The sequence below is a fragment of the Methylobacterium sp. 88A genome (assembly GCF_000376345.1).
GTDB lineage: Bacteria > Pseudomonadota > Alphaproteobacteria > Rhizobiales > Beijerinckiaceae > Methylobacterium > Methylobacterium bullatum.
The window spans coordinates 4,646,151-4,665,803 of record NZ_AQVT01000001.1; the positions used below are offsets into that span (position 1 = coordinate 4,646,151).

Sequence of the window (19,653 nt, forward strand, 5' to 3'; positions counted from 1 at the left end):
AGGCCTCCAGTCGTCGCGCGATCCTAAGGAGCTCTCCCTCAAAGCCGCTACACGGCCCCTCAGGAGGAGGCAAAGCCTTTCAGAACCACCGCGAACGCCCGCTCAGGTCTCCACGAGACCGGAACTGGACCCGCTCGCCTCGGAATCCCCCCGCCCATGGGGCAAGGCGAGGTATTCCGACGAGCGCATCTCGATGAGGCGCGAGACCGTGCGGTCGAATTCGAACGCCTCGCGGCCCTCGGTCGCCGTGTAGAGACCGGTCGGCTCGGCCGCCGCCGAGGCGATGAGTTTCACATGGGCGTCGTAGAACGTATCGACGAGGGTGATGAAGCGCTTGGCCTCGTTGCGGTTCGCCTCGCCCATCACCGGGATGTTTGAGACGATCACCGTCTGGAACGACTGGGCGATGGCCATGTAGTCGGAAGCGCCGAGCGGCTGGGCGCAGAGATCGGCGAAGCCGAACCGGGCGACGCCGGCGGCCTCCTCCGGCACGGCCACCTCGCGGCCCTTCACCCGGATCGTGGCCGGCTTGCCCCTCGCCTTGCCGGTGAGGCCCTTGAAGGCCTGAGTGAGGGCGGCCTCGGCCGCCTCGTCGGCGGGCACGTGATAGACCGAGGCACCGCCGAGCTTCTCCAGGCGGAAATCCGTGCGGGAATCGAGGCGCAGGATCTCGACCCGGTTCTTCAGCTCCGCGACGAAGGGCAGGAAAAGGGCGCGGTTCAGTCCGCCCTCGTAGAGCCGGTCCGGCTCGACGTTGGAGGTCGCCACCACGGTGACGCCGCGCTTGAACAGCGCCCCGAACAGCCGGCCGAGGATCATCGCATCGGCGATGTCGGTGACCGTGAACTCGTCGAAGCAGAGCAGCGTCGCCTCGTCGGCCAGGGCGTCCGCCACCACCGGGATCGGGTCGTCACCCTTGGCCGTGCCCGCCTTGAGCGCCTGCCGGTGGGCATGGATGCGCTCATGGGCATCCGACAGGAAGCCGTGGAAATGGACGCGGCGTTTCTTGCCCGGCGCCGCCTCGTGGAACAGGTCCATCAGCATGGTCTTGCCGCGCCCGACTGAGCCCCAGATGTAGAGACCCTTGGGCGGGCCTTCGCCGTCGCCGCTGCGCCCGAACAGCCAGCCCAGCGCGCTGCCCTTCTTCGCCCGTCTGCGCCGGTCGAGATCCTGGACCAGCCTGTCGAGGGCCTGCACCAGATGGATCTGGGCCGGGTCGCGCTCGATGGCGCCGGACGAGACCAGCATGTCGTAGCGTGCCGCGACCGGACCGGGAGGAGAATCGCCGCCCTGCGAACCGGCGGACGGGGCGGAACCTGAGGGGGGACTCACGACGATGGCGACCTCGGATACGAGACGGCGCGATGGCCGCGCGCGCGTCGATGGAACAGGTCCGGCGACAGGTCCGAAGACCGTAGGCCCGAAGACCGGTCTGCCGCGCGTCGCCGGGGGGATCAAGCGCGGCGCGTCGGCGGGATGACGTTTTGTTGCATTGCACAAAATCGAGGCCGATGCCATCTGGTGGCCTCCTCGAGGGAGGTTACGCCCGGAGCCCGCGCAGCCTGCGCGTTGTCATTCCGGAGTACGGCACCACGATGCCCGACACGATTCCGACCGGACCGAATGTCCGGCGCCTCTGGCCCAGCGACCGTGCCATGGTCGAGGCCTATTTCCTGCGGCTCGACCCCGATACCAGAGCCAACCGCTTCATGGCCGCCCTGAGCGATGCGGCGGCCGTCGCGTATGCGGCCCGCGCCCTCACGGTCGAGGGGCTGGTCTTCGGCGGCTTCGTCGAGGGGACGCTGCGAGCGCTCGGCGAATTGCGCCCGCTCACCGGCCCCGTGCCGGGGCTGAGCCTCGGCCGCGACGCGGAGGCGGCCTTCGCCGTGGAGCGCGGTTTCCGCCGCAACGGCCTCGGCCACGCCCTCTTCCGGCGGATCGTCTCGGCGGCGCGCAACCGCGGCGTCCGCGACCTGCATGTCCGTTGTCTCAGCCGGAACGGACCCATGCGCGGACTCGCCACGAAGCTCGGCGCCGTCGTGACCCTGGCCGATGGCGATGCGGAGGGGGCTCTCGTCCTGGCCTGTCCGACGCCGATCTCCCTTTGGCGGGAGGGTCTCGACGAGGCGCTGGACTTCACCCTGGCGGTGGCCGCCGCGGCCGAGCCGCTGAAACGGGCGGCGTGAGAGAGGGCGTCACCCGGCGGATTGGCGGCGGTGCCGCCCGGCGCTATCCTCCGCTCCCACCGGGCGGCGCATCCGCCCGGCACCCCGCTCGAAACGATCGCTCCGCCATGAGATCCTGTGCCATGAGATCCGCGCTCGCCGCCTGTATCGTTCTGGCTCCGCTCACTGTTTCGGCACAGGAGCGGCCCGCGACCCCCGCCATGCTCTGCGCCGACGCCGCCGCCCTGGTGAACCGCGTCGGCGCCATCGTGATGACCACGGGGCCGATCACCTACGACAGGATCGTCCGCGACGGCGGCTTCTGCCCCCTGCCGGAAGCGCCCAAGCCCGCCTACGAACTCACCCGTGACGTGGCCAAATGCTTCGTCGGATATGTCTGCCGCGACAAGTTCAACGAGGGCAGCACGCGCGACTGAGTCCGGTCGCGGCAGAAGGCCACGGCCAAGCTGCCATGTTGAAGCCAAGTCCTCACCCGATGGCCGCCGCACCACGGCGCTAACGAGGCTTCTTCGATCACGATCGGGGAGGGGGCTTCTCATGACCATCGGCGAGAATTCGGCACAGGATCGGCGCTCCCGGGAGGGACATGCCACGACGCGCCTGGAGCATTGCGTCGCCCATACGCTGCGGGTGATCGAGGCGGCCCGCATCGAGCGGGAGGATGCGCCGGTGAAGGCGGCACGCCGACATCTGGCGGAAATCTACGGCGTCACGCGGCTCAACCGACGCCTGGAGCGCCATCGGCATTCGGCGTGAATCCGGCGGCGTTCAGCGCGGCGCACGCCCCGGTTTCATCGCCAGCCAGATCGTATGGCGGGCGCCGCTGGTGACATTGGCCCTGACAGGAACCTCCTCCACGGCGAACCCGCCCCGGCGAAGGCGCTGAGTAAAGGTCCGGTCCGGATGCGCGGACCATACGGCGAGCACGCCGCCGGGCCGCAGGGCCGTCATGGCCGCGCCCAATCCCGCCCCGTCGTAAAGCCTGTCATTGGCCGGCCGGGTGAGCCCGTCGGGGCCGTTATCGACGTCGAGGAGGATGGCGTCGTAGGCGGCGGTCGCCGAACGGATCGCGCCGACGACATCGCCGATCCGCAGGTCCACCCGCGTATCGTCGAGGGCATTCGCCGACAGGGCGCTCAACGGTCCGCGCACCCAGTCCGCCACGTTCGGCACGAGTTCGGCGACGACGATCGCGGCGTCCGGCCGCAGGGCATCGAGTGCCGCCCGCAGGGTGAAGCCCATGCCGAGACCGCCGATGAGGAAACGCGCGCCCACGCGGCCTCCGACCCGCTCCGCCGCGAGGGTCGCCAGCGCCTTCTCCGAGCCGCTGAGGCGGCTGTTCATCAACTCGTTATGTCCGAGCTGGATCGAGAATTCGGTGCCGCGCTGAAGCAGCCGCAACTGGCCCGCATCCCCGGGGATCGGTGCGGTGTCGAGGACGAGCCAGGGAATCATGAGCGGGGCCGGCGGGACTGCATGCCGACCCGGCTATCACAACCGGGGCGAGGGATCACGCGAGGCCGGGCAGGCACCCCTCCCCCGACAGGGGAGGGGCCGCTGGCGTCCGGCTAGAACAGGCCTTCGATCTGCCCGTCGGCATCGAGATGGATGCCCTCCGAGGCGGGGACCTTGGGCAGGCCGGGCATGGTCATGATCTCACCGCAGATCACCACGACGAAGCCGGCGCCGGCCGAGAGCCGCACGTCGCGCACCGAGATGGTGTGGCCCGAGGGCGCGCCCATCAGGTTCGGGTCGGTGGAGAACGAGTACTGCGTCTTGGCCATGCAGACCGGCAGGTTGCCGTAGCCGTCCTTCTCGAACTGGGCGAGCTTGGTGGCGGCCTTGGATTCCACCTGGATGTCGCCCGCGCCGTACAGCTTGGTGGCGATGGTCTTGACCTTGTCGGTGAGCTTGGTCTCGGTCTCGTAGGCGAAGGTCAGCGGCTTCTGCTCGCCCTCGGCCAGCTTGACCACGGCCTGCGCCAGCTCCTCGGCGCCGGCTCCGCCTTCCGCCCAATGCTTGCAGGTGATGGCCTCGACCTGGAGCTTGTCGCGGCACAGCTCCTTCAGCTTGGCGTGCTCGGCATCGGTGTCGGCATAGAAGTGGTTGACGCCGATGACCACGGGCAGGCCGAAGCCGCGCACGTTCTCCACGTGGCGGGCGAGGTTGGCGAAGCCCTTCTCCAGGGCGTCGAGGTTCTCGGAGCCGAGTTCCTTCTTGGAGACGCCGCCATGCATCTTGAGGGCGCGCACCGTGGCGACGATGACCACCGCCGAGGGCTTCAGCCCCGCCTGCCGGCACTTGATGTCGATGAACTTCTCGGCGCCGAGATCGGCTCCGAAGCCGGCTTCGGTGACCACGTAGTCGCCGAGCTTGAGGCCGGCGCGGGTGGCGATCACCGAGTTGCAGCCATGGGCGATATTGGCGAAGGGGCCGCCATGGATCAGGGCGGGGTTGCCCTCCAGGGTCTGGACGAGGTTCGGCTGCAGCGCGTCCTTGAGGAGCACGGTCATCGCACCCGTGGCCTTCACGTCGGCGAGCGTCACCGGCTTGCGGTCGCGGGTCTCGGCGATGACGATGCGGCCGAGGCGGGCCTCGAGGTCGTCGAGGTCACGGGCGAGGCAGAACACCGCCATGACTTCCGAGGCCACGGTGATGTCGAACCCGTCCTCGCGCGGGAAGCCGTTGGCGACGCCACCCAGCGACTGGGTGATCGACCGCAGGGCGCGGTCGTTCATGTCGACGACCCGGCGCCAATGGATGCGGCGCACGTCGATGTTGAGCTCGTTGGCCCAGTAGACGTGGTTGTCGATGAGGGCGGCGGCGAGGCTGTGCGCCGAAGTGATGGCGTGGAAATCGCCGGTGAAGTGCAGGTTGATCTGCTCCATCGGCACGACCTGGGCCTTGCCGCCGCCGGCGGCACCCCCCTTCATCCCGAAGCACGGGCCGAGCGAGGGCTCGCGCAGACACATCACCGTCTTCTTGCCGATGCGGTTCAGCGCGTCGCCGAGACCCACCGTCGTGGTGGTCTTGCCCTCGCCGGCCGGGGTCGGGCTGATGGCGGTGACGAGGACGAGCTTGCCCTCGGGCTTCGATTCCAGCGACTTGATGAAGGCGTGGTCGATCTTGGCGATGTGCCGGCCGTAATGATGCAGCGCCTCGTCCGGAATGCCGATCGTCTCGGCCACCTGCGTGATCGGCTTCAGGGTTGCCGCGCGGGCGATCTCGATGTCTGAGGGCATAAGTCTCTCCCGGTCTGTCGTCGCGATGGCGTGTCGCGCGGGCGTTTATTGTGGAACGTCGTGTGTTCGGGGCGTCGGGCATCGGCGCCGCGGGCACCATGCTTCACCGTTGTCATCACTGTGAGCGATGGAGCAAGCAAAAGCGCGTCGGAATTTTTCAACGCGTCTGCAAAATTTCATTTGAAAGCACGGAATCCCGCATGGATCGCCCGCAACGGTGGATGGGGCCGACGTCAGCCCGACATCGCCGTCGCCGTGTAGCCGGCCTGGTCCAGAGCCTCGGCGATCGTCAGGGACTGGGCATCGGTGGTGATCGCCACGCGCCCGTGATCGCGGTCGACGGCGATATGCGCCTCCGGATCGATCCGGAGGATCGCCTTGCGCACGGCCTCGGCGCACCCGTCGCAGGTCATGCCGTCCACCTGCATCAGCAGGTCCACCCGTCTCGCGTCCATCCACCCGCTCCCGTCGCTGGGTCATGTCCCGCACCCATGTAGAGCCAAATCTCCTACCGCCGCGAGGGGCAATGGCCCCGGCGGCCTCCGCGCCGATGCCAGACTGGCTGAAGCCAAGCTTGGAAGCTCATGCAACACATGGCAAAAAACCGGTTCACTCAGCCTGTGCCCATCTTGTGGGACCTCATCGTCTCGGCGACAACCGGAGCCTGTCCCGACTTGCGGAATCCGTGACCGGGACCCTGCATCTCCGCTCGATCGTCGTGAGGGTAAGAGTATTCCGATGGCCCGGATCGTCGGCCGACGCACGGTCCCGTGGCTCCTGAGTCTCATCGGGTTCGTGGTCCTGGCGCCGCTCGCAGTGATCTCCCCTATCGGCGGCGCCTTCGGATTGGCGGCCATGGGCGGCTTCGTCGCCATCCTGGCCGCGCGCCGGGCGCGTCAGCTCGACCAGCGCTGCGAGAAGCTCTCGGGGGAATTCGACATTCTCTCGCAACGCCTCGTGCGCCTGGAGACCGTGGCCCGCCTCATCGCTGACCAGCAGATGCGGATCGAGCGCGCCCGCGCCGACGAGGCCGAACCGGCACCGGCACAGGGCAAGCAGGCCGGGAATGCCGCGGTGGAGGCCGCCGTCGAGGAAGTCACGGCGGAAATCGGCCTGCTCAGCGGCATCGTCCGCGAACTCGCCGCCGTGGTCGCCACGCAGGATGGTGAGATCGCCCGCCTCAAGGCGACACCGCCAGCGGCTCCCGCCCCGACCCCGGTCGTGCGCCCGGCCTCTCGTCAGGCCGTCCTTGATGCCCACGTCGTCCCGCCGCCTTCCCCGGCATTCCGCAACGAGACGGGCGGGACCCCCTGGGTGCCCCGAGCCTGGCCGCCGCTCGAGCGGTCCGAGCCCGTCACGGACCGGGCGCGACCGGACCGGAGCCGCGATGCGGTCATGGTCGCGGCCTTCGACGGCGACGGGCTCGAGGTCCATCTCCAGCCCATCGTCTCCCTGCCCCAGCGCAAGGTCGTGTCCTACGAGGCACTGGCGCGCCTGCGCCTCGGCGCCGACATCCTCAAGCCGGAACTGTTCCTGCCGGTCCTCGAACGCCATGGGCGGACGACCGAACTCGATCGACGCATGCTTCCCCTGGTCGCCACCGTGGCACGCCATCTCAGCGGGCGCGGCAGTCAGGCCGCCGTGACCTATGCCCTGTCGCCGCATTCCCTGTTCGAGCCCGGCTTCCTGCGCACGCTGCCTCGGCTGCTCGTCGGCGAGCCCGGTCTGTCGGGCCGCCTCGTGATCGCGCTGCCCCAGTCGAGCTGGCGCAGCCTCGACGCCGAGCAGGCGGGCGCGTTGGCGGAACTGCGCGGCCGTGTCGGCTTCGCCCTGGACCGTCCCGTTGACCTGCGCCTCGATCCACTGGCCCTGGCCGACCGGGGCGTCAGCCAGGTCAAGGTCCCCGCCGATCTCCTGCTGCGTCCCGATTCCCGCCAGGCCATGCCCGATATCGCCCTCGACGATCTCGTCGCCTCCCTGTCCCGGGCCGGCATCCGGCTCGTCGCGGAGTCGGTGGAACGCGAGAGTGACGTGCCCGATCTCATCGATCTCGACGTGCCGCTGGCGCAAGGCACCGTCTTCGCTCCGGCGCGGGCCGTGCGGGCCGAAGTTCTCGCCGCCGCTCCGCCACAGGCCGCGCCATCCCCGGCGCCGCCTCCGTCCCGAGAACCCGGCGGCGACGATCCGGAACCGCCGCCGCAGCGTCGGCCGTTCCGCGATTTCCTGCGCCGCGCCGGCTGAGGCAGACTCGCCCGGACCCCGCCGCGTCGATAGCGCTGCGTTGATTTCAGGGCGTGGGCGGCCTAACCGGTCAGCCATTCTCGATGCCCCCGATACCTTGCCAGTCAGGCCAGATTCATGAGCGAAACGATCGCGCGCGCCGCATCCTCGGCGCCGGTGCCGATTCTGGGCGGGCTTTCCGCCGTCGCCGAGCGCTACGATCTCATCCTGTGCGACGTCTGGGGTGTCCTGCATGACGGGACGCGGGCCCATGCGGGGGCGGGCGAGGCGCTGATCCGATTCCGCACCCTGCCCGAGGACGGTCGCCGGCGGCGCGTCATCCTCGTCTCCAACGCGCCCCGCCCCTGGGCCGGCGTTCGGACCATCCTCGACGGCTACGGCGTGCCGCGGGAGGCTTACGACGCCATCCTCACCTCCGGCGACCTGACCCGGCGGCTGATCGCCGAGCATCCGGGCGAGCGCATCCACCATCTCGGGCCGGAACGCGATGCCACGATCTTCGATGGCCTCGACATCCGCCTCGTGGCGGCTGGGGAGGCGGATCGCGTGGTCTGCACCGGCCTGTTCGACGACACGACCGAAACGGCGGACGATTACCGCGAGACGCTGGCCGGGTTCCGGGCACGGGACGTGCCGATGATCTGCGCCAATCCCGATCTGGTGGTCGAGCGCGAGAAGAAGCTCATCCCCTGCGCCGGTCTGATCGCGCAGGCCTATGCGGAGATCGGCGGCGCGGTGACCTATGCCGGCAAGCCGTACCGCCCCGTCTACGAGGCGGCGCTCGCCATGGCGGCGGAGCTCGACGGTGGCTCCGCGCCGGACGTCGCCCGCGTCCTCGCCGTCGGCGACGCCCTGCGCACCGACATCGCAGGGGCGGCGGCCTACGGCATCCCGAACCTTCTGGTGGCGCGAGGCATCCACGCAGAGGAACTCGGCGTTCTCGCCGAGCACGACACGCTCGGCGAGGTGTCCGAATGGCTCGCCCGGCAGGAGGTTCGCCCGGATGCCGTCATCGAGCGGCTGATCTGGTAGCGTTCCCGGATCTCATCGGCCCCGGATCTCATCGGCCCCAAGCGGCGAGACCCGCCGATCAGGAGAACAGGGCGTCGATCTCGTCCTGGGCGGTGGCGGGCCCTTTGATCTGTGGTCCGTTGAGGAGGAGGAGCTCGGCTCGCACCCGGCGCTCCACCTCGGCCGGGTCGACGCCGCCCTCATCCTTCGCCTTCACCGCGGCGGCAAAACGCGTGAGGCGGCTTTCGAGCTGGCGCAGGGATTCGCTCACCTTGGCGATCCGCTGGCCCGTGATGTCCTGGAACGTGCACGCCTCGAAGATGTCGTTCATCCGTGCCTCGACGGCGGCGCGGTAGTTCTTGTCGTTGGGCAGGCTGAGGATTTCCTCGGCCGCATTCATGATGGAGTTCGTCGCCCCCGCCGTCGCCTCGACGACGCTGCCGAGCTCCTCATGCGCCATCGGCAGACGGTCACGGGTGAGCTCGTTCGCCCGCAGGGCCGCGATCTCCCTGCGGACATGCGCGATGTAGTCGGCGATCTCGACCAGCTCCCGGATCAGCGACGGTCGCGTCGATGCCGGGTCAGGGCTGGCCTTCCGTGACTTTTCCGCCATGGCCATCGCTTGTTGCTCCACGATGCTGTGAGTCGCCGAAGAAAGAGATCGGGTCTGCGGCTCAAGCGCCGCAGACAGCCTCGATCTTGCTCTTCAGCGTCGCCGCATTGAAGGGCTTGACGATATAGTTGTTCACGCCGGCCTTCTTGGCCGCGATCACGTTCTCGGTCTTCGATTCGGCGGTGACCATGATGAACGGCGTGGTGCGCAGGGCCTCGTCGGCACGCACGTGGCGCAGCAACTCGTAACCGGTCATGGGCTCCATGTTCCAATCGGAAATCACGAGGCCGTATTTGCGGTTCTTCAGCCGGGCGAGGGCGGCGGTTCCGTCAGAGGCATCGTCGACCTCTTCGAAGCCGAGCTGCTTGAGCAGATTGCGGATGATGCGGACCATCGTCTGATAATCGTCCACGACGAGGATCGGCATGCCGAGATCGAGGGCCATGGGTCGGGGTGCTCCGTCGGTGCAGGGCCGGTGCGGCATGCCGCGAACCGGGAAAGGGCAAAAAATTGGGGGAAGCGCCGCCTCGCGCCGCCTCTCGTTCGTGAAAGTACCTCGCCCAGCATTGCGAAGCGGTTAACTGCGCAAGGGATCGCGCATCCCCCGTCGATCGGGCGGCCGCTTCCCTTGACCCCCCTCCGGCTTTTCGACAGGTTCCCGCGCGGAATCCCCCACGGTCGCCGCTTCGGCCGCAGCTTCTTCGAGACCATTTGAACCCGATGGCGCCAGCCGACGATCCTTCCGTGCGCCCCGGAGCCGCCTCCCCGTCGGGGCGGCCCTTCACGATCTGCCGCGAGGACGAAGCGGTGCCGGCGGCCCTAGCCGGGGCCATCGCGGCGATCGGCAATTTCGATGGCGTTCACCGGGGCCACGGCGCTCTCGTGGAAGCCGTCCGCGAGGAGGCCGACCGGCGCGGCGTGCCGGCGGTGATGCTGACCTTCGAACCGCATCCGCGCGCCTATTTCGCCCCCGACCTGCCGATGTTCCGGTTGACGGGACCGGCCGCCAAGGAAATCGTCTTCGCCCGCCTCGGCCTCGACGGCCTGATCGTGCGCCGTTTCGACGCTCTCATGGCGGGGACCACTGCCGCCGAGTTCGTCCACGGCCTGCTCGTGCGCGATCTCGGCCTCACCGGGGTCGTGATCGGCCACGACTTCCATTTCGGGCGGGGACGCGAGGGAACGCCGGAGGTGCTGGCCCGGCTCTGCGCCGAAGCCTCCCTGGCATGCCGGATCATCCCGCCGGTCTCGATCGGGGAGGGCGAGGCTCCCGTCTCGTCGAGCGCGATCCGGGAAGCCCTGCGACAGGGCGACGTCGTTCGCGCGAACCGGCTTCTCGGCTACCGCTGGTTCGTCTGCGGAGAAGTCCGGCACGGCGACAAGCGCGGTCGGACGCTGGGCTATCCCACGGCGAACGTGGCTTTGCCCGATTGTGCCCTCTCTCACGGCATCTATGCCGTCCGCGCCGGGTTGCCCGATGGAACGGTGCGGGACGGCGTGGCGAGCTATGGCCGTCGTCCGACCTTCGACGACGGCGCTCCCTTGCTCGAGGTGAACCTGTTCGGTTTCTCGGGCGATCTCTACGGCCGGACCATCGCCGTGGAGTTCCTCGGCTACATCCGCGGCGAGGAACGTTTCTCCGGCGCCGAGGCGTTGATCGCCAGGATGGATGTGGATGCGGCCGAGGCGCGCACGCTCATCGCGAACGACCGAGTTCCGTCGATGATCGGCTGAGATCCGACGCGCGACGGCCGGGCCGCGCTATCCGGCGGATCAGCGCTTGGCGGGATCGATCGAGGCGAGGCGCCGCGCCGCCTCTTGCAGCGCGTCCTGGTGGCCGTTGCCGCTGAGCGCATAGACCGAGCGACCCGCCGTCCAATAGACGGTCTCGCCGTCGCCCGGGCTCGTCACCTCTCCGGTGAAGGCCGCCTCGTTGGTGCCCCGTGCCGCGAACAGGGAGATCTCGCCGAGATCGGGTGCGTCGATCATGACCTCGACCCCGGCCCCGTGACGCGCGGGCACGATCTGGACGTCGCGCACGGACCAATCCCCCGGCAGGTCCGGCAGGACGATGCCGGTGGCACCGGAGATGCCGGCCTTGTCGTAGCTCGGCGAGGCGGGCGAGCCGAGGCGGGCGCGGATCTGGGCCACCTCTCTCGCCTGGCGCGCATCGGCGACCAGGGCCGGATCCACCGGGGCGGCGAAGGTGTCGGGCACGCCGAACACGCCGGTGTCCGAATGCGCGATCCAGCCGGCACCCACGAGAAGCACGATCACCGCCGCCCGCTTGAGCCGCTCGCCCACGCGCCGCCAGGCCATGGATCGGTCGAGGCGGCGGGCCGCCGCGCGGTTGCGCTCCGGTCCCGGTCCCGGCAGTTGCGCGAAGGCTTGGCGCAGGGCGTCCCTGTCATGCATCTCGGCCATCACCCGCGCCGCCGCCTCCGGCGTGCGGGCGAGATGAGCTTCCACCTCGAGCCGGCGCATGACGTCGAGTTGGCCGTCGACGAAGGCGGCGAGGTCACTGTCGGTGATCGGGTCGATCATGACGGTCGTATCCAGTTCAACGATCGGAAACGGCGATGCTTCCATACAGTCCTGGTACTCGGAGGAGCCGAGTACCCTCGAATTCTGTGCGGTTAAGAGCCGCCAATGGCTTTCGACGTGAGCCGGACGTCCTGCCGGGAATCCTGGCCGTTCCAGTCGCTGACGAGGCGCAGGTGCGGTCGCTCGGGTCTGGCCGTCCCCGAACCCGGCGAGGATTCGGAGCGGCCGCGGCCGGTCTGGCCTTCCTCGAAGGCGCGCAGGGCGGCGCGACCGCGACCGAGGCGGGACATCAGCGTGCCGATGGGAATTCCGAGCACGGCCGCGGCATCCGCATAGGCCATGCCTTCGAGGGTCACGAGGTGGAGCGCGGCGCGCTGCTCCTCCGGCAGGGTCAGGAAGGCCTGACGGATCTGGGCGAGACGCACCTGTCCCTCCTGGGCGGGCGGCACGCTCTCGTCGCCCATCTGGACGAGGGCTTCGGCATGGCGGGCTTCCACCCGCTTGCGGCGCTGGTCGTCGATGAAGACGTTGTGCAGCACCGTCATCATCCAGGTCCGCAGGTTGGTGTTCGGCCTCACGGAGAGACCGGATTCCAGCGCGCGGACGAGGGTGTCGTGGACGAGGTCGTCGGCCTTCAGTGCGTCGCGCGTCAGCGAACGCGCATAGCGTCGCAGCGGGACCAGCAGGTCGACGATGGAGGAAGCGGAGGCGGTCTGGGTGGGTTCGGCCGTCATGCTCAGTTAACGCGCGAGCCCGGCCGGCTAATCCGGCCGGCCGGAACCCTATTGATAGGTCGCCTTGAGATTGAGCGTGCAGGTTCGTCCGATGCCCTCGTAATGCTCGGCGAGCCAAGCCTGCGCCGCCGCGCGGCCCTTGTCGCGCAGCCCTTCGAACACGCGCATCCGGGCATCCATCCGCGAGGAGGCCTTGTAATCGTCGAGGGCCCCAGTCCCATCGATGCGATGGACCAGCATACGGTGGTAGTCGTTGCGGCCGAGCACGCCGTCCTCGATCAGTCCGTCGACGAAATCGATGGCGCGCAGTTCCCGCATCAGGTTGGCGTTGAAGGTGATCTCGTTGAGCCGGTCTTGGATCTCCTCGCGCGAGCGAGGGGTCTCGCGGCGTTCCACCGGATTGATCTGAACCAGCACCACGTCACGGGTCCGGGCACCGTGGAAGAGCGGGTAGATCGGCGGGTTGCCGAGATAGCCACCGTCCCAATAGGGCACGCCGTCGATCTCCACCGCCTGGAACACCGTCGGCAGGCAGGCCGAGGCCATCAGATGGTCGATGCTGAGGGAATCCCGCTCGAAGACGGCGAGCTTGCCGGTCCAGACATTGGTGGCCGAGACATAGATCCCGGCGGTCTCCGCCGTCCGGAGGCGTTCGAAATCCACGTGCTTGGCCAGGGCCTTGCGCAGTGGGTTCACGTTGAGCGGGTTGGAGACGTAGGGGCTGGTCCTGAGCGCCCGCGTCCAGAAGTCCAGAACCGGGTTCTCGTTCCAGAAATCGAAGAGCCGGTCGAACACGCCGCGCTGAGCCGGCCACAGGTCGCCGTCGAGGCTCGCCTCGCGCCAGAACCGGTCGAGGGCGGTGCGGGCGCCCTCAGGCCCTCCGGCGATCCAGCCATCGACCATCACGACCGCGTTCATCGCCCCGGCACTGGCACCGGTGACGGCCTCGAAGGCGAGGCGGCCATCCTCGATCAGGGCATCGAGCACGCCCCAGGTGAAGGCGCCGTGGGCGCCGCCGCCCTGCAGGGCCAGCGCGACGGTCTTCTCGGCATTCGGACCGGCCAGGCTGACGGGCGGGCGCGAGGCGGGGCGCGGCGGCGCCACTTCCCTATCGGTAGAGGGCGAATCGACCGGGGCAGGCTGTTGGGAATCGAGCATCGTCAGCTCCACGTGGCAGAATTGCACAGACGCATCGATAAAGTGCGCATGGGCATGCTGCATTGCAGCATCAAAGGTCGCAGGGCAGCAAAACGGTGGCTGCATGGATCGGTTCCGCTTGGGCCGTTCCTGTGGCGGACATGTCGCACTGCGCCAATTCCCTCGACATCGCCCATGGGATAAGACATGTCAGCCGACGCTGAGCCAACGTGTTGCGCGTGGTCCGTCCTGCCCCCTGGTTTCACCATGCGGTAAGCGGGCTTGACGCATGCGGCGCGCCATCTCAGCTAACCGGCAGGGGTCTCGATAACCGGACCCTTCACCCGATCTTCGCAAAGGATCGGCAGGATTCGATACCAGACGACCATGGCCGGGCGCTCGCTTCAGGGCAGGCCAGGCCATAAGCAAGGTCAGTGATGGACGCCATGATGGAAGCCACTTCCGCCGATCCGTTCGGCCCCGGCATTTCGATTACCGGCCCGGAGATCGCCGGTCCGACGCCGCGTCACCGCACGGTGGGGGTCACGGTGGGTGAGGGCGAGGGGGCCGTCACCGTCGGCGGAGGCGCCCCGGTCGTCGTCCAGTCGATGACCAACACCGACACGGCCGACATCGATGCCACCGTGGCGCAGGTCGCCGCCCTGTCGCGGGCCGGCTCCGAACTCGTGCGCATCACCGTCGACCGCGACGAGGCGGCCGCCGCGGTCCCGAAGATCCGCGACCGTCTGGCCCGCATCGGCGTCCATGTGCCCCTGGTAGGCGACTTCCACTATATCGGCCACAAGCTCCTCTCCGATCACCCGGCCTGCGCCGAGGCCCTGGCCAAGTACCGGATCAATCCGGGCAATGTCGGTTTCAAGGAGAAGAAGGACACGCAGTTCTCGACCATCGTCGAGCAGGCGATCCGCTACGGCAAGACCATCCGCATCGGCGCCAATTGGGGCTCGCTGGACGAGGCCCTGCTCACCCACCTGATGGACGAGAACGCCCGGTCCGCGCGTCCCATCGATGCCCGCGCCGTGATGCGCGAGGCCATGGTGCGCTCGGCCCTGTCCTCGGCTCAGCGCGCCGAGGAACTCGGCCTTCCCAAGAACCGTATCATCCTCTCGGCCAAGGTCTCGGCGGTGCAAGATCTGATCGCGGTCTACCGCGAGGTCGCCAGGCGCTCGGACTACGCGATCCACCTCGGCCTCACCGAGGCCGGCATGGGCTCGAAGGGTCTGGTCGCGGCCTCGGCAGCCATCGGCGTGCTGCTCCAGGAAGGCATCGGCGACACGATCCGCTATTCGTTGACCCCGATGCCCGGCGGCGACCGCACCGTGGAGGTCAAGGCCTCGCAGGAACTCCTGCAGACCATGGGCTTCCGCACCTTCGTGCCGATGGTCGCCGCCTGCCCCGGCTGCGGCCGCACCACCTCGACCACGTTCCAGGAACTCGCCCGTGACATCCAGAACTGGATCGTCACCTCGATGCCGGAATGGAAGAAGACCTATCCGGGAGTCGAGGGCCTGAACGTTGCGGTGATGGGCTGCATCGTCAACGGACCCGGCGAATCGAAGCATGCCGATATCGGCATCTCGCTGCCCGGCACCGGCGAGACCCCCACCGCACCGGTCTTCATCGACGGCAAGAAGGCGATGACCCTGCGCGGCGCCACGCTGGCCAAGGATTTCGAGACGGTGGTGATCGACTATATCGAGCGCCGTTTCGGCCAGGGCGCCCGCACCGCCGCCGAGTGAGCCCGTCCGTCGTGACGCCCGTCGCCCCGCGCTGCTCCGGCACGCGGGGCGACTTCGCTCGCCTTCCCGGGGAAGCCTTCCCGGACATCACGGGATCGTCGTTCTCGGCGCCACACCCGCATGATACGACTTTGGCATGCTTCGCGCTGGGAGCCGTCGTGCACCGGTACCTCAGCGGCCGGCCGCCGGTTCGGCCGCGACGTGTCCGTGTGAGGCGGGACAGAGGAGCGCTCACGGCTCGCCCGTCTCCGTCGCTACGTCACGCTCCAAAAAATCCGAGCCTCCCCATTCGATTCCTTTCCCCGTCGCAGAAGCCTGATCGCAGCGCATGACGCAAACCTCCATCCCGAGCGTCCCCGGCGCTCAGCCAGGCCCCGCGTCCCATCCCGAGACGGGGTCGGGCGAGCATGGGTCGGGCAATCACGGGCATGGGAAGACGAACTTCTGGACGCTGGTCGTCGGCTCTGTCGGCGTCGTCTACGGAGACATCGGCACCAGCCCGCTCTACGCCTTCCGTGAGGCGCTCGGCCCGGCGCGGGCGGACGGCATCCTGCTGACCGAGGAAGTCCTCGGCACGACGTCGCTGATCCTCTGGGCACTCCTGCTGATCGTCACAATCAAATACGTCGTCATCCTGCTGCGCATGGACAATAACGGCGAGGGCGGAATCCTCTCGCTGATGGCCCTGGCCCGCAAGGCGCTGGGCGGGTCGCGCATCGTGTTCATGCTCGGGCTGCTCGGCGCCTCTCTGTTCTACGGCGACGCCGTCATCACGCCGGCCATCTCCGTGCTCTCGGCCGTGGAGGGCCTGAAGCTCGTCACCCCGGCCTTCGAGCATTACGTGCTGCCGATCACGGTGGCGATCATCTTCGCCCTGTTCATGGTCCAGAGCCGGGGTACCAGCAAGGTGGCGGCCTTCTTCGGCCCGATCATGGTGGTCTGGTTCCTGGCGCTGGGGCTCGCGGCCCTGCCGCACATCGTCTCGCGGCCGGAGGTCTTCCAGGCGTTCAATCCCTGGTACGCGGTGCACTACCTTCTCGGTCACGGCACCGGGGCCCTGGTGGCGCTGGGCGCGGTCTTCCTCGCGGTGACCGGCGCCGAGGCGCTGTTCGCCGATCTCGGGCATTTCGGACGCCGGCCGATCCAGGTGGCCTGGCTCGGCCTCGTGGCGCCGTGCCTGACCCTGAACTATCTCGGCCAGACGGCGCTGGTCCTCAACGTGCCCGACACGACGGATCCGTTCTACCAGCTCGTGCCCGAATGGGGCCTTCTGCCCATGGTGATCCTGGCGACCATCGCCACCGTCACCGCGAGCCAGGCCGTCATCACCGGGGCGTTCTCCCTGTCGCGCCAGGCTATCCAGCTCGGCCTGCTTCCGCGCCTCGAGATCCGCCACACCTCGGAATCGCATTCCGGCCAGATCTTCCTGCCGCAGGTGAACATCCTGTTACTGATCGGGGTCGTGGTCCTGGCGATCCTGTTCCGGTCGTCCTCGGCCCTGGCCTCCGCCTACGGCATTGCCGTGACGGGCACGATGCTGCTGACCGCGAGCATGGGCTTCATCGTGCTCTGGAAGTCGTGGAAATGGTCGCCGATCGCCGCCGCCGCCGCGATCATGCCGTTCATCGTCATCGAGTTCCTGTTCTTGCTCTCGAACCTGCTCAAGGTGTTCGAGGGCGGCTACGTGCCCCTCGTGCTGGCCGGGATGCTCATCATCGTGATGTGGACCTGGGTGCGGGGCGTGAACATCCTGTTCAACAAGACCCGCAAGACCGACGTGCCGCTGCTCGAACTCGTGGGCATGCTGGAGAAGAGCCCACCCCATCACGTGCGCGGCACGGCGGTGTTCCTCACCAGCGACCCGTCCATCGCCCCGGCGGCCCTGCTGCACAACCTCAAGCACAACAAGGTGCTGCACGAGAAGAACGTAATTCTCACGGTCGAGACCGTGGACACCCCCCGTGCAAGCGAGGCGGACCGTATCCGCATGGAGCCGATCGGCCCGCACTTCTCGAAGATCGTGATGAAGTTCGGCTACATGGAGCAGCCCAACATCCCGCGGACGCTGACGCTCCTGAAGAAGCAGGGCTTCAAGTTCGACATCATGGCGACGTCGTTCTTCCTGTCGCGCCGTTCGATCCGCCCCGCCGCGCATTCCGGTATGCCGCTCTGGCAGGACCGGATCTTCATCACGCTCGCCAAGAACGCCAACGACGCCACCGACTTCTTCCAGATCCCCACCGGCCGTGTCGTGGAAGTGGGGACTCAGGTCACCGTCTGAACCGGCCGGGTCACGGCCTCGGCAGGTTGATGACGGGCGGCGGCAGTGGCGCCTCGGGGGCAAGGGCCGCCAGCGTCGCCGGGCTCTTGGCATGGGCGGCGACACGCGTTCTCGCCACCGGCTTCGATGAGGCTTTGAGGTGCGCGCCCTGGCCTACGGCGGAGTGGGAGGCGGTGACCGCGCGATCCGGTTCCGCCTGAGCCGTCGAGGCGGGCTGCGTGCCCGTCACCTCCGGTAAGGCGGAGGCCACAGGTGTCGCCGGAACACCGGCGGGAGCAGGATTCGCGACGGCCTGGACCGGTGCGGCCGGAGCTGCCTCCGAGGCCGCCGCCGCATAGGCCAGGGCGGCCGGCGGCCGGGCCTGCTCCACGGCGCCGGGCTTGCGCTTCTCGTAGAAGGCGTTGCCGCCGGCCACCGCCACATAATGCATGTTGTTGTAGTGGAACGTGCGGCCCGCCGTGTGGAAGTACATGGCGCGGCCGACCTTCGGGTGGCGCTGGCCGGCTAGGACCGCGTCGGCCGCGTCCGCGACCTTGGTCAGGTCCTTCTCCGCCATGGGCTTGGTGAGCACGCCGGTGGCGAACTGGCGGGGCTGGCCGACGACGGCGCAGATGCCGCCATTCGGGAAGGCGGCGGCTTCGAGGCGGTTCATCACCACCGTGCCGACGGCGAGCAGGCCTTCGGAATCGCTGCGGTTCGATTCGAAATACATGGCGCGGCCGAGACAGTCGCGCTCTTGGTCGCTCACCGCCATGGGTTTGGCCGCAAGGCCCGGGCCGCCGAGGGAGCCGGTCGTGGTGGGGGAATTACAGGCACCGAGGCCCATCGTCGTCATCAGCAGGACCCCGTAGAGTCCCGTCGTCGCCGATCGGGGATACCCCATGCCGTCTCGCTCCCGTCCGTTTCCTGGACGGTCTAGCTCGGCGGGAAATGTGGTTTCTTTTCGGATACGGTCCGGGAGGTTCGCTCATCTTCCCGATGCTGTGGCTTGAGGGTCACGCCCGGCTTTTCTCTCTCCGGCCAGGGCGAACCCGATCCGTGCCTCAGAGCATCGGCAGGCGCGCGGGTTTGGCCCCGCGCGGAAAGGCATCGTCGAGGCGCTGCCATTGACCATCGGTCAGCGTCAGCTCGCCAGCGGCGGCGTTCTCCTCCACATGCGCGATTCGCGCGGCCTTCGGGATCGCGAGGACGGAGGGCGACCGCGTCAGCGCCGCGAGGGCGACCTGCCGCTGCGTCGCTCCCGTCTCGGCGGCGATCTCTCCGAGCACGCGTCCGCCGGCCGAGTCCGGCTTGGGGAAGTCGTCATGGCCGAAGGGGCTGTAGGCGACCAATGCGACGCCATGCGCCGCGCACCAGGGAAGGACGGCGTGTTCGATCGCCCTTTCCCCGAGATGATACAGCACCTGATTGCAGGCGATGCGGCCCTCGCCGGCTACGGCGAGAGCGTCTTCGAGATCGGGGACGTCGAAATTACTGACGCCCCAGGAGAGGAGCTTGCCCTGCCGGACCAGGCCCTCGAAGGCGCTGATGGTCTCTTCCAGCGGGGTCGCGCCCCGCCAGTGCAGGAGATAGCTGTCGAGCCGGTCCGTCTTCAGGCGCGCCAGCGAACGTTCGCAGGCGGTGACGACGGAGCGTGCCGAGGCATGGTTCGGCAGCACCTTCGAAACGAGGAACACCTCGTCGCGCCGCCCAGCGATCGCCTCCGCCACCACGAGTTCGGCCTCGCCATACATCTCGGCGGTGTCGATATGGCTCATCCCGCGATCGAGGCCCCGCTGCAGGGCGGCGACGGCGTCCGGGCGGTGTGCCTCGTCCAGATACCACGTGCCCTGGCCGATGACGGAGACGGGCCGCCCAGTCGGCCCGAGGGTCGTCTGCCGCATTCGGATCTCCCCTCGAATGGC

19 protein-coding genes are annotated in these 19,653 nt (G+C 68.5%); 8 read left to right on the forward strand and 11 right to left on the reverse strand.

All coding sequences use genetic code 11. The features are described from left to right. Window positions 1-102 precede the first annotated feature (102 nt). Complete coding sequence (gene zapE / locus A3OM_RS0122165) at window positions 103-1,248, reverse strand: cell division protein ZapE (RefSeq protein ID WP_018045991.1); 1,146 nt, start codon at window positions 1,246-1,248, stop codon at window positions 103-105. 347 nt (window positions 1,249-1,595) lie between these two features. Between zapE and A3OM_RS0122170 the strand changes: the two genes are divergently transcribed. The 3 genes from A3OM_RS0122170 to A3OM_RS0122180 all read left to right on the forward strand — a co-directional run bounded on the left by A3OM_RS0122170 (window position 1,596) and on the right by A3OM_RS0122180 (window position 2,942). Then, window positions 1,596-2,186 carry a GNAT family N-acetyltransferase gene (locus tag A3OM_RS0122170; protein WP_026176317.1) on the forward strand — a complete coding sequence of 197 codons (591 nt, stop codon included), beginning with the start codon at window positions 1,596-1,598 and terminating at the stop codon, window positions 2,184-2,186. 122 nt (window positions 2,187-2,308) lie between these two features. Continuing rightward, complete coding sequence (locus A3OM_RS0122175) at window positions 2,309-2,602, forward strand: hypothetical protein (protein ID WP_026176318.1); 294 nt, start codon at window positions 2,309-2,311, stop codon at window positions 2,600-2,602. 121 nt (window positions 2,603-2,723) lie between these two features. Next, window positions 2,724-2,942, forward strand: coding sequence for a hypothetical protein (locus tag A3OM_RS0122180; protein ID WP_018045994.1), 219 nt, complete (start codon window positions 2,724-2,726; stop codon window positions 2,940-2,942). A gap of 12 nt (window positions 2,943-2,954) precedes the next feature. Here the strand turns inward: A3OM_RS0122180 and A3OM_RS0122185 are convergent, their stop codons facing one another. From A3OM_RS0122185 to A3OM_RS0122195, 3 genes are all read right to left on the reverse strand, one after another. Further along, window positions 2,955-3,641, reverse strand: a complete 687-nt coding sequence (locus A3OM_RS0122185; RefSeq protein WP_018045995.1) for a hypothetical protein — start codon at window positions 3,639-3,641, stop codon at window positions 2,955-2,957. A gap of 113 nt (window positions 3,642-3,754) precedes the next feature. Continuing rightward, the gene (locus tag A3OM_RS0122190) at window positions 3,755-5,428 is read right to left on the reverse strand and encodes a formate--tetrahydrofolate ligase (protein WP_018045996.1); all 1,674 of its coding nucleotides are present in this window, start codon (window positions 5,426-5,428) and stop codon (window positions 3,755-3,757) included. Between the two features lie 233 nt (window positions 5,429-5,661). Continuing rightward, window positions 5,662-5,883: a heavy-metal-associated domain-containing protein gene (locus A3OM_RS0122195; protein WP_018045997.1), complete on the reverse strand. Its 222-nt coding sequence runs from the start codon at window positions 5,881-5,883 to the stop codon at window positions 5,662-5,664. Window positions 5,884-6,166: 283 nt separating this feature from the next. On the opposite strand from A3OM_RS0122195, the gene A3OM_RS0122200 reads away from it, so the two are divergent. Together A3OM_RS0122200 and A3OM_RS0122205 are read left to right on the forward strand one after the other, a co-directional pair. Continuing rightward, on the forward strand, window positions 6,167-7,669 hold the full coding sequence (locus A3OM_RS0122200; protein WP_018045998.1) for an EAL domain-containing protein: 1,503 nt from the start codon (window positions 6,167-6,169) through the stop codon (window positions 7,667-7,669). Between the two features lie 117 nt (window positions 7,670-7,786). Next, on the forward strand, window positions 7,787-8,701 hold the full coding sequence (locus A3OM_RS0122205) for a TIGR01459 family HAD-type hydrolase (RefSeq protein ID WP_018045999.1): 915 nt from the start codon (window positions 7,787-7,789) through the stop codon (window positions 8,699-8,701). Window positions 8,702-8,759: 58 nt separating this feature from the next. On the opposite strand, the gene A3OM_RS0122210 is transcribed toward A3OM_RS0122205, so the two are convergent. Then, window positions 8,760-9,293, reverse strand: a complete 534-nt coding sequence (locus A3OM_RS0122210) for a protein phosphatase CheZ (RefSeq protein ID WP_051074447.1) — start codon at window positions 9,291-9,293, stop codon at window positions 8,760-8,762. Between the two features lie 61 nt (window positions 9,294-9,354). Then, entirely contained in the window at window positions 9,355-9,738 is a 384-nt protein-coding gene (locus A3OM_RS0122215; protein ID WP_018046001.1) for a response regulator, read from the reverse strand. Between the two features lie 275 nt (window positions 9,739-10,013). Here A3OM_RS0122215 and A3OM_RS0122220 point away from each other — a divergent pair, with 275 nt between their 5' ends. Further along, window positions 10,014-11,027 (forward strand): bifunctional riboflavin kinase/FAD synthetase, encoded by a 1,014-nt coding sequence (locus A3OM_RS0122220; RefSeq protein ID WP_018046002.1) that lies wholly within the window; start codon window positions 10,014-10,016, stop codon window positions 11,025-11,027. A 39-nt stretch (window positions 11,028-11,066) separates the two neighbouring features. Here the strand turns inward: A3OM_RS0122220 and A3OM_RS0122225 are convergent, their stop codons facing one another. The 3 genes from A3OM_RS0122225 to A3OM_RS0122235 all read right to left on the reverse strand — a co-directional run bounded on the left by A3OM_RS0122225 (window position 11,067) and on the right by A3OM_RS0122235 (window position 13,729). Continuing rightward, window positions 11,067-11,837: an anti-sigma factor gene (locus A3OM_RS0122225; RefSeq protein ID WP_043765038.1), complete on the reverse strand. Its 771-nt coding sequence runs from the start codon at window positions 11,835-11,837 to the stop codon at window positions 11,067-11,069. A 92-nt stretch (window positions 11,838-11,929) separates the two neighbouring features. Continuing rightward, entirely contained in the window at window positions 11,930-12,571 is a 642-nt protein-coding gene (locus A3OM_RS0122230; RefSeq protein ID WP_018046004.1) for a sigma-70 family RNA polymerase sigma factor, read from the reverse strand. A gap of 48 nt (window positions 12,572-12,619) precedes the next feature. Then, on the reverse strand, window positions 12,620-13,729 hold the full coding sequence (locus tag A3OM_RS0122235) for a patatin-like phospholipase family protein (protein WP_244478946.1): 1,110 nt from the start codon (window positions 13,727-13,729) through the stop codon (window positions 12,620-12,622). 425 nt (window positions 13,730-14,154) lie between these two features. On the opposite strand from A3OM_RS0122235, the gene ispG reads away from it, so the two are divergent. After that, on the forward strand, window positions 14,155-15,468 hold the full coding sequence (gene ispG / locus A3OM_RS0122240) for a flavodoxin-dependent (E)-4-hydroxy-3-methylbut-2-enyl-diphosphate synthase (protein ID WP_187273356.1): 1,314 nt from the start codon (window positions 14,155-14,157) through the stop codon (window positions 15,466-15,468). Between the two features lie 328 nt (window positions 15,469-15,796). Continuing rightward, window positions 15,797-17,749: a potassium transporter Kup gene (locus tag A3OM_RS0122245; RefSeq protein ID WP_018046007.1), complete on the forward strand. Its 1,953-nt coding sequence runs from the start codon at window positions 15,797-15,799 to the stop codon at window positions 17,747-17,749. A gap of 10 nt (window positions 17,750-17,759) precedes the next feature. Here A3OM_RS0122245 and A3OM_RS0122250 read toward each other — a convergent pair whose 3' ends face one another. Together A3OM_RS0122250 and A3OM_RS0122255 are read right to left on the reverse strand one after the other, a co-directional pair. Next, window positions 17,760-18,503 carry a cell wall hydrolase gene (locus A3OM_RS0122250; protein ID WP_244478965.1) on the reverse strand — a complete coding sequence of 248 codons (744 nt, stop codon included), beginning with the start codon at window positions 18,501-18,503 and terminating at the stop codon, window positions 17,760-17,762. A 289-nt stretch (window positions 18,504-18,792) separates the two neighbouring features. Continuing rightward, entirely contained in the window at window positions 18,793-19,632 is an 840-nt protein-coding gene (locus A3OM_RS0122255) for an aldo/keto reductase (RefSeq protein WP_018046009.1), read from the reverse strand. Between the last annotated feature and the right edge of the window lie 21 nt (window positions 19,633-19,653).